The following is a 14,205-nucleotide window of genomic DNA, read 5'->3' on the forward strand; positions in this document are numbered from 1 at the left end:
GAGATATAAATATGGCACGTAAACAACGTTTTCGTGAAGAGGAAGAAGCAGCAGTAGACATGACACCGATGCTAGACATCGTATTCATCATGCTGATCTTCTTCATCGTTACCACTTCTTTTGTAAAAGAAGCTGGTATTGAAGTTAAGAAGCCAAAGGCTGCTCAAGCTACACAGACTAAAAATGCTAACGTCTTTATTGCTATTCGTGAGAATGGTGAAATTTGGATGGATAAGCGTCAAGTAGATGTTGAGCGTGTTAGTGCTAACCTTGAGAGTATCCTAGCTGAACAACCTACTGAGACCGTTATTATCCAAGCGGATAAAGGCGCTAAGCACGGTGTGGTTGTAAAAGTAATGGACCAAATCAAGGCTACTGATGACGGCCTGAAGATTTCAATAGCTGGAGCTAAGTAATGATTCGTTTTCTGTTTTCACTGATTGCAGGTGGGGCAGTTACTTTCGGCTTATTCTTTTTCATGTCTTACCTGATCTCCGGCGGAGCTGATAGGGCAAATGAGCAAAAAGAACAGATAGTGGTCGAAATTTTGACGAATCCACCTGAATCTGAGGTGCAGGAGCGGAAGCGTGTTCCGCCTCCGCCACCACCTCCACCGAAGCAGCCGCCTAAACCGCAGCCGCCTCAACCAGAAACTGCTAACCCTGCAGCTGGTGCAATAGGCTTTAACATGCCTAGCATCGACTTAGGGGGCACATCAGGCGGGTTGAGTGGCCCTGGTGAGTTCGGTCGCGACGGCGACGCAACACCTATCGTACGTATTGAGCCTAAGTATCCGGTTCAAGCAGCACGTGACGGTAAAGAAGGTTGGGTACAGCTTTCATTTACTATCAACGAGCTAGGTGGTGTTGAAGATGTAGAAATTATCGATGCTGAACCAAAGCGTATTTTTAACCGTGAAGCTATTCGTGCATTACGTAAGTGGAAATATCGTCCAAAGATTGTTGATGGGAAACCCCAAAAACAACCTGGTATTACGGTTCAACTAGACTTTAAACTCAATCAAGGTTAAGGAGGCAAGAAATGACGCAATTTAAGAAAGCTACAGCTCTTGCGCTACTTATGTCTTTATCAGGTACCGTTTACAGCACTGCAGCTGTAGCAGCTCCTGATTATGCAAAGATTGAGGAACGTAAAAACGCCAAAACTAAAATCATGGGCGAACGTACAGGTAAAAAGGTAGTAAAAGCTTTTGACCTGTACAATGAGGACAAGATTGATGAAGCAATTGACTTGCTTAGAGAGCTTGAACCGTCAGATGATTTTGATAAAGCAACGGTTAACCGTTATTTAGGTAACATGTACGCACAGAAAGAGCAGTACGGTGAAGCGATTAAATATATTCGCTTAGCAATTGCTCCCGATGCGCTCAACTTTAAAGACCAAGCGGACTTATACAAACTGCTAGGTGATCTGTATGCTGGAACGAGTAAATTCCAAGACGCGATTAAAACATACCAAGATTGGATGGACTTCACTGGTGAAGAAGATTCAAAAGTGTATGCACGTATCGCTCAGGGTTATTATGAGTTAAAGCAATACTCTAAAGTTGAAGAACCTGCTAATAAGGCGATTAAGCTAGAAGAAGAACCAAACAAGCAGTACCATATGCTTAAAATTGGTGCATTCTTCGAGCTTAAAAGATACAAAGACGCAGTAAAAGTTGCTGAAACACTAGTGAAATTATTCCCAGAAGATCCAAAAATGTGGACTCAGTTGGGATCTTTCTACATGCAGGTTGAAGAATACTCAAAAGGTCAAACTGTGATGGAAGTAGCATATAATAAAGGCTACTTTGATAAAGAAAACCACTATAAGATTTTAAGCAGCTACTATTCGCTTAACGATATTCCAAATAAAGCCGCCGTGGTATTTGAAAAAGCGGTTAAAGATGGAAAAGTTGAGCGTAATAAACGCAATGTATCAGCGGTAGCAAGTTACCACCACCAAGCCAAAAACTTAGTTGATGCGGCGAAGTACTATGAAGAAGCAGCAAAGTTTGATGACGACGCTGAGCTTTATAGAAAGGCGGGTAGCTTACTGTTAACTGAGCAGAAGTTTAGTGCGGCGGTTGAGCGTTTGAATAAAGCGCTTGAACTTGGTACAGATAAGGAAGGAAGTACGTATTCTGACCTTGCTGAGGCATACTTATATCAAGCAAAATATAAGCAGGCTTACCAAGCAATCACTAAAGCACAAGAAGATCCTAGAACACGTAAGTTTGCAAGAGGTTGGGCAACGTTCATTAAGGACAAAGCACAACGCAACGGCGTTAAGATCTAAAGAAGAAGCCCCGCAAGGGGCTTTTTTATTACCCAAATTACCTTAAATGCTATGCCAAATATGATTTGTAATATACTGCGACTGCTGATAAGTGCAGTCATTGCAATACACCTAGCGGGCTGTGAGAAAAACACTTCTGTGCTCGATTACCACGCTGCAAAGCAAGAGGTTCAGTTGTTAAACAACCTACTTGTACAAACGCTGCCAATTGAACAAAATCCGACTTTTCCATTTTCTGAAAGCTATTTACACAAAAGGCACGAGATTTATCAGCACATAGATGAGAGTGCTCTAACCAAGTTGCAGCGTGATGAACTGGACTATCTAAAGATTCAACAACGCTACCCAGCGCGATATTTCCCATGGCCTGCACATGTAAACGTGCTTGATAATGCTCTTAATCAGAGTGTCAATGATAAGGCTTTGGCTAGTTGGATATCAGGTGTGGTGAAAAGGTTGGAAGCTGCTAAGGAGAGTAATCTTTACTTGTCACGCATAGAGCTGGATAAACTGAAAGGTTATTTGTCAAATCAGCCAGTCGGCAATGTGCTGATGGAGTATCTTAGAGATTATAAGCCCAGAAGTGGTATAGGATTGTATCAATTACCAAACGGTAAAGAGTGGTATCAAAGTAAGTTAAATTTTTACTATGGTGAACCTGTTGCACCGAATGTATTGCTCAACCAAGTGCAATATGCCCTTTCTCAAGATAATGCTAAACCCGCCGTGGTCGACTCGTTTGATATACGTGGCCCCTTAGCACTTAAAATTTTAACGCAGCACTGTGAGCCTGTGGAAGGTCTTAGTTGGCTAGATGGTTACGTTAATGTGCCCGCCACAGTTGCGCAATGTCAACTAAAGTTAGCGCCACAAAGGCAACGTATGCTGTTGACGTTAATGGAAATAGACATAGGTATACACTACCAAGGCTGGTCGTATAAGCAAGCTATGGTAACGCTACAAACGAGATTAGAGCTGACTGATGAGCAAGCATCTAATTTCGTTGAAAATGTCGCGCTACATCCTGCCAGCGTTTTGGTCTTTTTATCTATTCTTTAATCAGTATGGGCTTTTTGGTTGCAGCTATTACACCGTTGAATGGTCGGATCGGCCATTAAATCACTGGTATTAAGCTGTGTTTCGCAATCACAACAGTAACCAAATTGGCCTATATCAATTTGACACAGCGCCGCTTCAAGCTTTACCAATCTTTGGAAGTTTGGATACTGTTGGGGATTGAGTTGGGTTGCTGCAATATCTAGCCATTCCGCAGGCGAGCTTTGCTCCAATAACTCAGCAAGTTCGCTAGCAAACTTTTGGCTAGATTGTTTCAACTCGTCGAGCAAAGCGTGTCTTACCGAGGTTAATTCGCTTTGTAACTGCTCTTGAAAGTGTCTTGTTTTGTCTGAATTCATAGTCGCCCTCCTGTGAGCGTCTATTATCATCAGCTTTCTAAAGAACTAATATGATTTGAATCAAGTGACGGACACTTTGCATATTTCTCAAGCACTAAAACCACATCATCTTTATGTTTGAGTGTTTTAATTTCATCAAAAAGACCGTGAGCTTCACTGTACTGACGTTTTAAATAGCCTAGCCATTGCTTGGTTCTCGAAGAAAAGTATTTTTCGCTTACACTGGGGTCCTGATGCATAGACGAGTGCAAAATGTGGTAAATAATATTTTCCCAGCTTAATGTTTGGTGAGGACGGTTGTGTACTTTGGCTTTGATTTTTGCCGCTAGGTCAGGCATAGCCAATGCCCCTCGTCCAAGCATTAAGTCATCACAACCACTCCTTTGTTGGCATAGCAATGCGTCTTCTACTTGCCAAATCTCGCCATTTGCAACCACGGGAATAGATAATCTGGATAGCAGAGGGGGGATCTTTTCCCAATACGCCGGTGGTTTATAACCATCTCTTTTGGTTCTTGCATGAATGGCGAGACTTGAAGCACCTGCACTTTGTACTGCATCGACGATTTCAGAACTATTACTGTCATCGTCAAAGCCAAGACGAATTTTAGCACTAACGACATGTTCAGATGGCACCGCTTCTCTAACAGCCTTAATAATTTGGTAGATTTGCTCTGGTTCTTTGAGCAAAACTGCACCACCTTTACTTTTATTCACCGTTTTTGCTGGACATCCAAAGTTAAGGTCGACACCGTGTGAGCCAAGCATCACGGCTTTTCGAGCATTCGCAGCTAACACATGGGGAACTTGTCCAAGTAATTGTATTCTTACAGGGGTGCCGGAGCGAGTTTTACCTTGATTGAGTAATTCAGGGCAGTATCGAGTAAAAACACGCCGTGGGAGAGTTAAATCAACGACTCGGATAAACTCTGTAACGCACAGATCAAAGCCGCCAATATCTGTAAGTAATTGGCGCATTTTAAAGTCTACCACGCCTTCCATTGGGGCTAATATTAGTTTCATACTACTCAGTGCTTGGCTAAAAAGGCGGCCATTTTAAACGAGGCACAAAGAATTGCTAAGCGTAAATTTGCTTTTTTTAGCTTTTTGATGAAATATTTCTAGTTCATCAGTGGTCTTGTACAAAGAATCGTTTATTCCTAAAAAGAGAAATCGTCATGAACACAATAAAGAAAAACTCTATAGCTTTAACACTCGGTGCTGTTGTTGTTGGTACAGCTGGCTTAACTGCGACAGACGCGCAAGCAAATCCATTCGCTTTTGAAACCATGACAGCTGGTTATCAGCTAGATGGCACTGAAGGTAAGTGTGGCGAAGGCAAATGTGGCGAAGAACACAAAGGCAAAAAAGAAGGTAAGTGCGGCGAAGGCAAATGCGGCGAAGAACACAAAGGCAAAAAAGAAGGTAAGTGCGGCGAAGGCAAATGTGGCGGTGAGCACAAAGGCAAAAAAGAAGGTAAGTGCGGCGAAGGCAAATGCGGTGGCGAGCACAAAGGCAAAAAAGAAGGTAAGTGCGGCGAAGGCAAATGTGGTGGCGAGCACAAAGGCAAAAAAGAAGGTAAGTGCGGCGAAGGCAAATGTGGTGGTGAGCACAAAGGCAAAAAAGAAGGTAAGTGCGGCGAAGGTAAATGTGGTGGCGAGCACAAAGGCAAAAAAGAAGGTAAGTGCGGCGAAGGCAAATGTGGTGGCGAGCACAAAGGCAAAAAAGAAGGTAAGTGTGGCGAAGGCAAATGCGGTTCACGCTAATCACTGATTAATTACAAAATGCAGAGCAACTTAGGTTGCTCTGTCTTTATGTAGAGGTAGAGAATGCAAATTAGTGAACTAGGTGCGGTAGGACTTGGCTTGCGCAGAGAAATGCTTGATGACTTAGTGATTGAAGCACCCAAGCAAGCGCAGTTTTTTGAAGTAGCGCCTGAAAACTGGCTCAAGATGGGTGGCAAGTTCGCTCGTCAGTTTAAGCAATTGACTCAAAGCCATAAGTTCATTTGCCATGGGCTGTCTTTATCGTTGGGATCACCCGCTCCTTTAGATGTTGAATTTGTAAAACAATTAAAGCAGTTCTTTGATGAACATAATATTTTGCTGTATAGCGAACACTTGAGTTACTGTTCTGGAACAGGGCATATGTATGATTTAATGCCTATCCCTTTTACGGAGCAAGCCGTCGATCATGTTGCTCAAAGGATAAGACAGGTTCAGGATATTTTACAAAGGCGCATCGCTGTAGAAAATGTGTCATATTATGCGGCTCCAGGCCAAGAAATGTCAGAATTAGAGTTTACATTAGCCGTGTTAGAAAAGGCTGATTGTGATTTATTACTAGATGTAAACAATATTTATGTTAACAGTATCAATCATGGCTATGACGCATTGGAATTTTTGCAAGCAATGCCTCGTGAAAGAATCGCCTATGGACACGTTGCAGGCCACTATGAAGAAGCCGCTGATTTACTGATAGACACTCACGGTGCTGCTGTTTGTGACCCAGTGTGGCAACTGCTTGAACAGGCGTATCGCTTGCACGGTGTCTTTCCCACTTTGCTAGAAAGAGATTTTAATATTCCTAGCATGTCTGAGCTGCAATCTGAACTTAAGCATATTCAGGCTATTCAAAAGCCGTTTCTCGAACACATTAAAGGAGTAGCTTGATGTCGTTCATTGATGTGCAAAACGCCTTTATGGCGCATATTCGAAACCCTGAAAAAGAAGCCGCTCCAAGTAATATCGAAAGTCGTCGGCTCGAAGTTTACACTGAGCTATTTTTTAATAATATCGAAGGCTTTGTTTCATCAGCATTCCCAGTTCTAAAAAGTCTATACGAAGAATCCGCTTGGCAAACACTGGTCAGGCAGTTTTTTGTTGAGCATGATTGTAAGTCACCTTACTTTTTAGAAATCAGTCAGGAGTTTTTATATTTCTTGCAGTTTGAGTATGAGTCTCAAGCAACGGACTCTGGGTTTATGTTGGAACTGGCTCACTATGAATGGTCGGAATTAGATGTGGCTGTTTGTCAAAGTAGCGATGATTATTTCGCCATCTATGATATCGAGCAGCAACCATTGTACTTTAAAGATACCGCCAGAAACCTGAGTTATCAGTATCCTGTACATCAAATAAGTGAAGATTTTCAACCACAGCAGCCAAGTGAGCAGCCACACTATTTTGTGATTTATCGAGATGAACAAGAGGATGTCGCCTTCTTATCGTCTAACGCAATGACAGCAATGTTATTGCAAGCGATTGAGCAAAATCCGGGAGTTATGCTCAGAGAGCTAATCGAGCAGGTGCATCAACAGCTACCACAATTTAGTTTTGAGCAACTCTATGCGGGAGCGCAGCAAACGTTGTCTGCCTTCACTGAGCTGGGGATTATAGCCACCAAAAACTAACATTAATACTTTAACCCTAAGGGCATATCGACTATTATGTGCGCCGTTTTGTCGTGCTAAAAATAAGGTAGTATTATGTCTAAAGGTGAATTTAAAGATCCGTTCAATGCAACATATTTCATTGCATTTCTTGCTGTTTTTGCAGGCATCGGATGTTTAAATGCAATTCTTGGCTGGGCAACAGCACTTGCTGTTTAAGCGAGATAAGAATTGAACAGGCTGCATTTGCAGCCTTTTTTGTACATTTATACAACGTTCTAAGCAGTTTCCTTCAGATTCCCTTTGCATAGCGTTCCATGTTTGGTCAATCTTGTTATAATCAATGTTTTGAAAATTTATTTAACAAAGCGTGCCAAAATGACACAAGTTAATTCGTCTATGATCAAAGACAGTATTGTTACTATTCCTAATTACCCTAAACCGGGTATTATGTTTCGTGACGTAACAACGCTTATGGCAAATCCAGCAGCGTTTCAAGCAACCGTAGATAGTTTTGTAGCGGCTTATAAAGACCAAGGTTTTACAAAAATAATTGGTACTGAGTCTCGAGGTTTTATCTTCGGTGCGCCATTATCATATGCCTTAGGTATTCCTTTCATTCCGGTACGTAAGCCAGGTAAGTTACCAAGAGAAGTAATTTCTCAGTCTTACCAGTTAGAATATGGCGAGGACATTCTAGAGTTGCACGCTGATGCAATTGTAGAAGGAGACAAGGTGCTATTAGTAGATGACTTGTTGGCTACGGGTGGCACAATAGAAGCAACCGCTAAATTAGTTTCACGTTTAGGCGGTAATGCCACTGACGCAGCATTCGTTGTTTCGTTACCAGAGCTTGGTGGTGAAAAGCGCGTGGTGGATATGGGCATTAAAGTACTTAAACTCGTAGAGTTCGAAGGCGAATAATATGAGCTATCAGGTTCTGGCAAGAAAGTGGCGTCCGCAAACATTCCACCAGTTGGTGGGACAGCAACATGTTAAGCAGGCATTGGTTAATGCGTTAAATGAACAAAGGTTGCACCACGCTTACTTATTTACCGGAACTCGGGGCGTTGGTAAAACTACCATCGCCCGCATTTTTGCGAAAAGTCTTAATTGCGATCAGGGGATTACCTCTAACCCTTGCGGTCAATGTAGTAGCTGTCTGGACATTGAAGCTGGCAAATTTATTGATTTAATCGAAATTGATGCGGCTTCACGTACAAAAGTAGAAGACACCAGAGAAATTTTAGACAACGTGCAGTATGCACCCACTCGTGGTCGTTACAAAGTGTACCTGATAGATGAGGTGCACATGCTTTCTAAACACAGTTTTAACGCCTTATTGAAAACCCTTGAAGAGCCACCACAGCACGTTAAGTTTTTGCTAGCAACAACAGATCCGCAAAAATTACCCGTGACAATTTTGTCACGCTGCTTGCAGTTCAATCTCAATGCGATGTCGCAACAAGAGATCATTACGCAACTGAGCGATATTTTGCCCAAAGAGCAAGTGAAGTTTGAGCATCAAGCGCTTCAAGCGCTAGCAAAAGCAGCAGATGGTAGCATGCGTGATGCCTTGAGCTTGACTGACCAAGCGATTGCACAGACAAATGGTGATCTTACGCTTGTGGCTGTGCAGCAAATGCTGGGCTTGATGGATAGCGCGCATGCAGTTACTTTATTGACTGCAATCGCGTGTCAGGAAGCCGAAACACTCCTTCAAGCTGTGAACAATATCGCAATACAAAATGGCAATTTTGTCAGTGTGTTAGATGATTTGATAGCACTGACACATGCAATGCAACTCGCTCAGCTTGTGCCACAGGCGGCACGTTTAAGTGACTTTGACCCCGAAGATGTTGCGCTCCTTGCGCAGCAGATCGGACCCGAAAAAGTTCAGTTGTACTATCAGTTGCTACTTAATGGTAAACGTGACTTGCAGTGGGCTCCGGAGCAAAAATTGGGGTTCGAGATGTTGATGCTACGTTTGTTGGCATTTGAGAAAACCAATTTACAAACAACCTCACCAGCAACATCTGCGCAACCAACAGAAGAGTCAAACAGTAAAGTCGGGGGTTTGCGGGCGCTACTTAATAAGTCGAACAATACCACGGCAAGCACGCCGGTGATTAAGTCTACGCAGCCCAATCCTGCCACTGAGGACGCAAAAAATGCTTCTCAACAAGCCGTGGCTGAACAACCAGTGACACAAGAGTCTGTCACAGAGCAAGTAGCCAAAGTAGCTGAGCAAGACCAGGCACATCCTGTTGAGTCGACTGAGACTGTTCAGCAAGCAGAGTTTGATGATATCGACGAGGCCCAGCAGCAAGAATTTTCACAACAGTATGAACAGGTGATGGCGCAAGCAAGTGAACAAGGCTTTACAGCCGCTCCTGAGCATCAATTAACTGAACAAGCCCATTCACCTTCTACCGAGGTGCAGCAGGGAGAAGCTGCGACGCAGAACCTTGCTGATAAAGAGCAGCAAGCGCAATCTGCGATTGCACGTATTTTACAAAACCGGAATATCTCCGGTGCGGGTAAGTTGGTGCGAGCTTCGGAGGATGAAGCAAAAAAGCCCCAGGCGCAGTCAGCGCCGATAAGCCAAACGCCGACACCCATAAAAAAGAAAGCTGACTTTAAAACGCGACATAAAACCGATGAGAGCAAGCTAGCGCCTGAACTATTACAGCAAATAGCGCCGCCATCGCCTAGCAAAGAACAGGAGCCACAAGCACCGAGTATTCCCGTGCCGGACGATTTTAGCAGCCCAATTAGCGATATTAAGTTTGCCCACCAGCAAGACGAATGGGCGCACTTAATCAAACGCATGGGACTGGGCGGTCGAATGCGCCAATTTGCATTGCATTCAATTTTTACTAAAGACGGGCATATATTTAAGCTCGAAGTTGACCAAAGCCAACAGCATTTAGACAGCCCTATGCTTAGGCAAAAATTAACAGCATCTTTGTGCGACATATACAGCTACGAAGTACAGTTAGAAATTAGCTTTGCACCGGGGGTAATAGACTCACCGTATTTAATCCAGCAAAAAATTGATGCAGATCGTTATCAGCAAGCGCTGGATGTAATTAACCAAGATACAAACGTGGTACAGTTTGTAGAAGAATTTGACGCAACGGTAGATGAAAATACCGTTCAGGCATTGTAATCAAGTACAATAGCCCTTATCTTTTAGCCCAATTGAATTGATGTAAGAGAGCATATTATGTTTAAAGGTGGAATGGGTAACATGATGAAGCAAGCGCAGCAAATGCAAGAGCGCATGCAAAAAGCCCAAGAAGACATTAAAAACTTAGAAGTAACAGGCGAAGCTGGCGCAGGATTAGTTAAAGTAACTATGCTAGGTAGCCACAACGTACGTCGTGTAGAAATTGACGAAAGCTTGATGGAAGACGACAAAGACATGATTGAAGACCTACTCGCAGCAGCATGTAACGATGCAGTGCGCCGCGTAGCGGAAGAGTCTGAAAAGAAAATGTCAGAGATCACAGGCGGTATGCAACTACCACCTGGCTTCAAAATGCCGTTCTAATTAGACGTTTTGCATATCGAGCTGGTCTGTTTTTCCTCTGTTAGGCAGGTATAGAATTAGCACTATAAAAAAGCTCAGTTATTAAATTTCCTGAGCTTTTTTGTTTTATATGGTCATATGTTTTGGGAAGAGGGCGGCCTTAGTCTACCGTTCTTGCACATACCACGTGATACTTATCGTCTTTACTGGAATTCATCCAATGACTAGTACCATTACCATAGACGACGTAGGCATTTAATGGATTATGTGCTGGCCCTGTTAGTGCCCAAAATAGGAATTGAATGCTGCCTGATGAGAGTTCTAAAACAAACAGAGGCGGTTGTGTGCGTTGTATTGCATCTCTAAGCTCTTCAATATGAGGAAGTCGCCAATCAGTATGGCCATAATCTTGGATTGAATTACAGTGCGCTTTAGCATCTGACCAATTAAGTTTAGGTGCTTGTTCTTTGCTAATTGCTTGCCATTCGAGCACCGCATTGGGGTCGTAAGGGTCACTTTGTTGAATATTGGCGGCGAACAATTCTACAGCTTGTGCTTCATCCTCTGATGCATTAATAATCAAGCTGCCGTAGCTTGCTTCATTTTTATCTCTTTTGACGACAATATCGCAAGCTTCATTGGGTGACAAAACAGAAGATCCACACCCATTTAGCTCAACGCTAAATGCAGTGGCGTTTCTGCCACTGACTTCTACATCACTAATCGCAACATTTTCGTTGGATATGTTACGTACAGCAATTGATTTTCTTAGCTCAGAGCTGCCCTTAAATTCAGTCACTCTGGATGGGGCTAACGCCAGCTTTGGTACTGATATTTTTATATCGGCCGACAGGTTTTCGCCTTCACCTGTTACTGACAGCACTGAAAAAGACACACCTCGGTACTTATCAACAAATGGTTTGTGCTGGTTTATTACCGATGAGAACCAGTAGTAATCGACTAAATCATTGGTTACTTTATTTTGTGTTGAAATATCATTGTTTCTAACGATGACATCATAGTCTATTCTTCGCGCTTGAAATTGTACCTTATCATAGTTACCAGCGGCCGATCTTAGTTCAATGAAGTAGTGAAGAGGCTTACCTCGGCCGTCAAAGCCAATTGGAATTTGCAAGAGCTTGACGCCCTCAGATGGCATACTAGATTGCCTTAAAGTATACGTACCATCTTGTGTTACGGTTTTAACTTGCTCCTCGTCAAACCAGCCGGCCATCGCTCTCCATACACTCGAATACAAAGGGTACTGATAATCTGATCCCATCGTGTCATGGTAATGCGAATATGCACCGCCATTACCTTCACAGTATTGAGAGTTATTTTTATCAATCAGACTTGAAGGCTGACTAGTGCAGCGATAACTGAGTGAGTGAGCAAAACCTAGAGTATGCCCATACTCGTGTGCTATCCGCCCAGGCTTGTTACAGCCCATATCATAACCGCTTAATACCATCAGATACCCTGAATATTCGTAATGATTACCTCGACTCATTTTACTTTGATATGCATAACAGCCGGGGCTACCCTTATAGCTGTCTTTAGCGACGATGATAAGGCGATCTATGTTGGTTAAATCACGTTTAGCAGCGAGACTTGACACAACGTCATTTTGAAACTCAGTGTATGCTCTTGTGTAAGTTGAGTTAGGGCCAAAGTAATAGTTTGATTGTTTCTCAAGGGTTGTCCAATCTAAAAATTCGGCGTCAATCCACGACTTACCGTTGGAATTATCAATCAAAAAGTGATTAAGGGAATTAGGATTGTCTCTTATCAGTCTTTTGAGGTGGTCAAGGGTAATGGTTTTTTCATTGTTGTCTGGAAAGTTAACCAATGCGACTAGTGTACGCTGGCTACCAACGCTATCAGAGGTAGCAACTGTATTTCTTTGGGAAAATGATACCTTGAGATCACAGTTTCGCTTTAATTTAGGGCTAGTTCGAAAAGTGTTACCTAGTAACTTACCTTTGCACCCTTTGATAGAGGCGATTTCATAACCGGCATTTGCGGTAATAGTAAAACTAGCTTGTTGGCCGGTAAGGAAAGTGAGTGTGTGTGGGGTAACTTGGCCATTTTCGGTTGTTGAACTACTGACTGTAACCTTTTTTGATTTGAAGCGATTTGTGCCACGACAGTTGGGCAAAGAGTTTATAGTGCTATCTATATTTGTGTCTAAAGCGCCATTGCAGTTTGTCACTTTATCAATTACATCTTCTTGTTGCACTGGGTTGGTAGGTACAGTTGGTGTTACACCTCCGGCACCGAGAGCTGAGCTAGATAGATGGTATCGAGATAAATTTGCGTTATCAGTGTTGGGTTGTTCGCTGGCATTATTATTAAAACTTAAAAGCATAACAATGAGCGGGATTGTGAAATGGGCACAGCTATTTTTCGAAAGCTTAACCATGAGTAATTCCTTTATTGTGTATATTACTCAACCAGTAATGCTCAAAATTGATTGGCAGTTTAAACAAATCAATTCTAACCACATGAATTGAAATTAGAACAAGATAGTCAATTCCATTTGGCTTGTACACTTATCTGCTCGTCGCCAGACGAAGTATGAATCGTGATGCCTGCTCAAACTTAGAATCCATAAGTTGGAAGAGCCAGAAAATGCAAAGTTGAAACAAAGGAGCACTTCATTGTTTTAGCACTGACAACAACCAGAACCATGAACAGTGCATAATTACAAATTCAAATTTATGTTTTAACTAAGCGTCGAAGTAAAGGTATAGTCTGGAAAGTAAGTAAAAGTTGGCAATATGGGATTACATGCAATTACAAGTGGTCACAAAAAGGGCTCTTTATGATCATTACCCACCAAAATATTGTCTGATTTCTCAGTTGTTTATTTCCTAAAAGGTCATAATAAAAAGAGATTGTAGCGGTGTGTGAAATTAGCGTTACTCTAAACCTGCTCTGAACCTATTTGACGTCCACAACCTACTCGCCGTCCTGAATCTACTCGTCACCCTAAACCTATTCGTCACCCTGAACTTGTTTCAGGGTCTTTGCCGTTTAAGTGTTGCTTATAAAAACCAGATCCTGACCTTCGTCAGGATGACGAAAGGTGCGAGGCTTTGGGTGAATGTGAAGTTAGCGTTACTCTAAACCTGCTCTGAACCTATTTGACGTCCAGAACCTATTCGCCGTCCTGAACCTACTCGTCACCCTGAACTTGTTTCAGGGTCTTTGCCGTTTAAGTGTTGTTTATAGAAACCAGATCCTGACCTTCGTCAGGATGACGAAAGGTGCGGGGCTTTGGGTGAATGTGAAGTTAGCGTTGCCCTGAACCTGTTCTGAATCTATTTGACGTTCAGAACCTATTCGTCATCTTGAACCTACTCGTTATCCTGAACCTATTCGTCACCCTAAACCTACTCGTCACCCTGAACTTGTTTCAGGGTCTTTGCCGTTTAAGTGTTGTTTATAGAAACCAGATCCTGACCTTCGTCAGGATGACGAAAGGTGYGGGGCTTTGGGTGAATGTGAAGTTAGCGTTACTCTAAACCTGCTCTGAACCTATTTGACGTCCAGAACCTATTC

14 protein-coding genes are annotated in these 14,205 nt (G+C 42.7%); 11 read left to right on the forward strand and 3 right to left on the reverse strand.

Going from position 1 to position 14,205, the window contains the following annotated elements; translation table 11 throughout:
• Positions 1 to 11: 11 nt before the first annotated feature.
• The 4 genes from BIW53_RS09115 to BIW53_RS09130 are packed head-to-tail and all read left to right on the forward strand — an operon-like array spanning position 12 to position 3,360.
• The gene (locus BIW53_RS09115) at positions 12 to 416 is read left to right on the forward strand and encodes an ExbD/TolR family protein (RefSeq protein ID WP_070991522.1); all 405 of its coding nucleotides are present in this window, start codon (positions 12 to 14) and stop codon (positions 414 to 416) included.
• Positions 416 to 1,030 carry an energy transducer TonB gene (locus tag BIW53_RS09120; RefSeq protein WP_070991523.1) on the forward strand — a complete coding sequence of 205 codons (615 nt, stop codon included), beginning with the start codon at positions 416 to 418 and terminating at the stop codon, positions 1,028 to 1,030. Before BIW53_RS09115 ends, BIW53_RS09120 begins: the two co-directional genes overlap by 1 nt.
• 11 nt (positions 1,031 to 1,041) lie before the next feature.
• The gene (locus BIW53_RS09125; RefSeq protein WP_070991524.1) at positions 1,042 to 2,301 is read left to right on the forward strand and encodes a tetratricopeptide repeat protein; all 1,260 of its coding nucleotides are present in this window, start codon (positions 1,042 to 1,044) and stop codon (positions 2,299 to 2,301) included.
• 60 nt (positions 2,302 to 2,361) lie between these two features.
• Positions 2,362 to 3,360 (forward strand): hypothetical protein, encoded by a 999-nt coding sequence (locus tag BIW53_RS09130; RefSeq protein WP_139158814.1) that lies wholly within the window; start codon positions 2,362 to 2,364, stop codon positions 3,358 to 3,360.
• Here the strand turns inward: BIW53_RS09130 and BIW53_RS09135 are convergent.
• Positions 3,357 to 3,716 (reverse strand): conjugal transfer protein TraR, encoded by a 360-nt coding sequence (locus tag BIW53_RS09135; RefSeq protein ID WP_070991525.1) that lies wholly within the window; start codon positions 3,714 to 3,716, stop codon positions 3,357 to 3,359. The two genes, BIW53_RS09130 and BIW53_RS09135, sit on opposite strands and share 4 nt — an antisense overlap.
• 29 nt (positions 3,717 to 3,745) lie before the next feature.
• The gene (locus BIW53_RS09140; protein ID WP_070991526.1) at positions 3,746 to 4,738 is read right to left on the reverse strand and encodes a tRNA-dihydrouridine synthase; all 993 of its coding nucleotides are present in this window, start codon (positions 4,736 to 4,738) and stop codon (positions 3,746 to 3,748) included.
• Positions 4,739 to 4,893: 155 nt separating this feature from the next.
• Here BIW53_RS09140 and BIW53_RS09145 point away from each other — a divergent pair, with 155 nt between their 5' ends.
• The 7 genes from BIW53_RS09145 (at position 4,894) to BIW53_RS09170 (ending at position 10,662) form a co-directional block, all read left to right on the forward strand.
• Positions 4,894 to 5,481 (forward strand): HvfA family oxazolone/thioamide-modified RiPP metallophore, encoded by a 588-nt coding sequence (locus BIW53_RS09145; RefSeq protein ID WP_070991527.1) that lies wholly within the window; start codon positions 4,894 to 4,896, stop codon positions 5,479 to 5,481.
• A 63-nt stretch (positions 5,482 to 5,544) separates the two neighbouring features.
• Positions 5,545 to 6,387: an HvfB family MNIO-type RiPP peptide maturase gene (locus BIW53_RS09150; protein ID WP_070991528.1), complete on the forward strand. Its 843-nt coding sequence runs from the start codon at positions 5,545 to 5,547 to the stop codon at positions 6,385 to 6,387.
• Positions 6,387 to 7,127: an HvfC family RiPP maturation protein gene (locus BIW53_RS09155; protein WP_070991529.1), complete on the forward strand. Its 741-nt coding sequence runs from the start codon at positions 6,387 to 6,389 to the stop codon at positions 7,125 to 7,127. The genes BIW53_RS09150 and BIW53_RS09155 overlap by 1 nt, the downstream gene beginning before the upstream one ends.
• Before the next feature lie 75 nt (positions 7,128 to 7,202).
• A complete protein-coding gene (locus BIW53_RS21205) occupies positions 7,203 to 7,325 on the forward strand; it encodes a hypothetical protein (protein WP_275423248.1) in 123 nt (40 codons plus the stop codon).
• Positions 7,326 to 7,484: 159 nt separating this feature from the next.
• Positions 7,485 to 8,030 (forward strand): adenine phosphoribosyltransferase, encoded by a 546-nt coding sequence (gene apt, locus BIW53_RS09160; RefSeq protein WP_070991530.1) that lies wholly within the window; start codon positions 7,485 to 7,487, stop codon positions 8,028 to 8,030.
• A gap of 1 nt (position 8,031) precedes the next feature.
• On the forward strand, positions 8,032 to 10,278 hold the full coding sequence (dnaX, locus tag BIW53_RS09165; protein WP_070991531.1) for a DNA polymerase III subunit gamma/tau: 2,247 nt from the start codon (positions 8,032 to 8,034) through the stop codon (positions 10,276 to 10,278).
• A 57-nt stretch (positions 10,279 to 10,335) separates the two neighbouring features.
• Positions 10,336 to 10,662: a YbaB/EbfC family nucleoid-associated protein gene (locus tag BIW53_RS09170; RefSeq protein WP_070991532.1), complete on the forward strand. Its 327-nt coding sequence runs from the start codon at positions 10,336 to 10,338 to the stop codon at positions 10,660 to 10,662.
• 139 nt (positions 10,663 to 10,801) lie between these two features.
• Here the strand turns inward: BIW53_RS09170 and BIW53_RS09175 are convergent, their stop codons facing one another.
• Positions 10,802 to 13,063, reverse strand: coding sequence for an Lcl domain-containing protein (locus tag BIW53_RS09175; protein WP_070991533.1), 2,262 nt, complete (start codon positions 13,061 to 13,063; stop codon positions 10,802 to 10,804).
• Positions 13,064 to 14,205: the final 1,142 nt, after the last annotated feature.

The organism is Pseudoalteromonas byunsanensis, from assembly GCF_001854475.1.
Classification (GTDB): domain Bacteria; phylum Pseudomonadota; class Gammaproteobacteria; order Enterobacterales; family Alteromonadaceae; genus Pseudoalteromonas; species Pseudoalteromonas byunsanensis.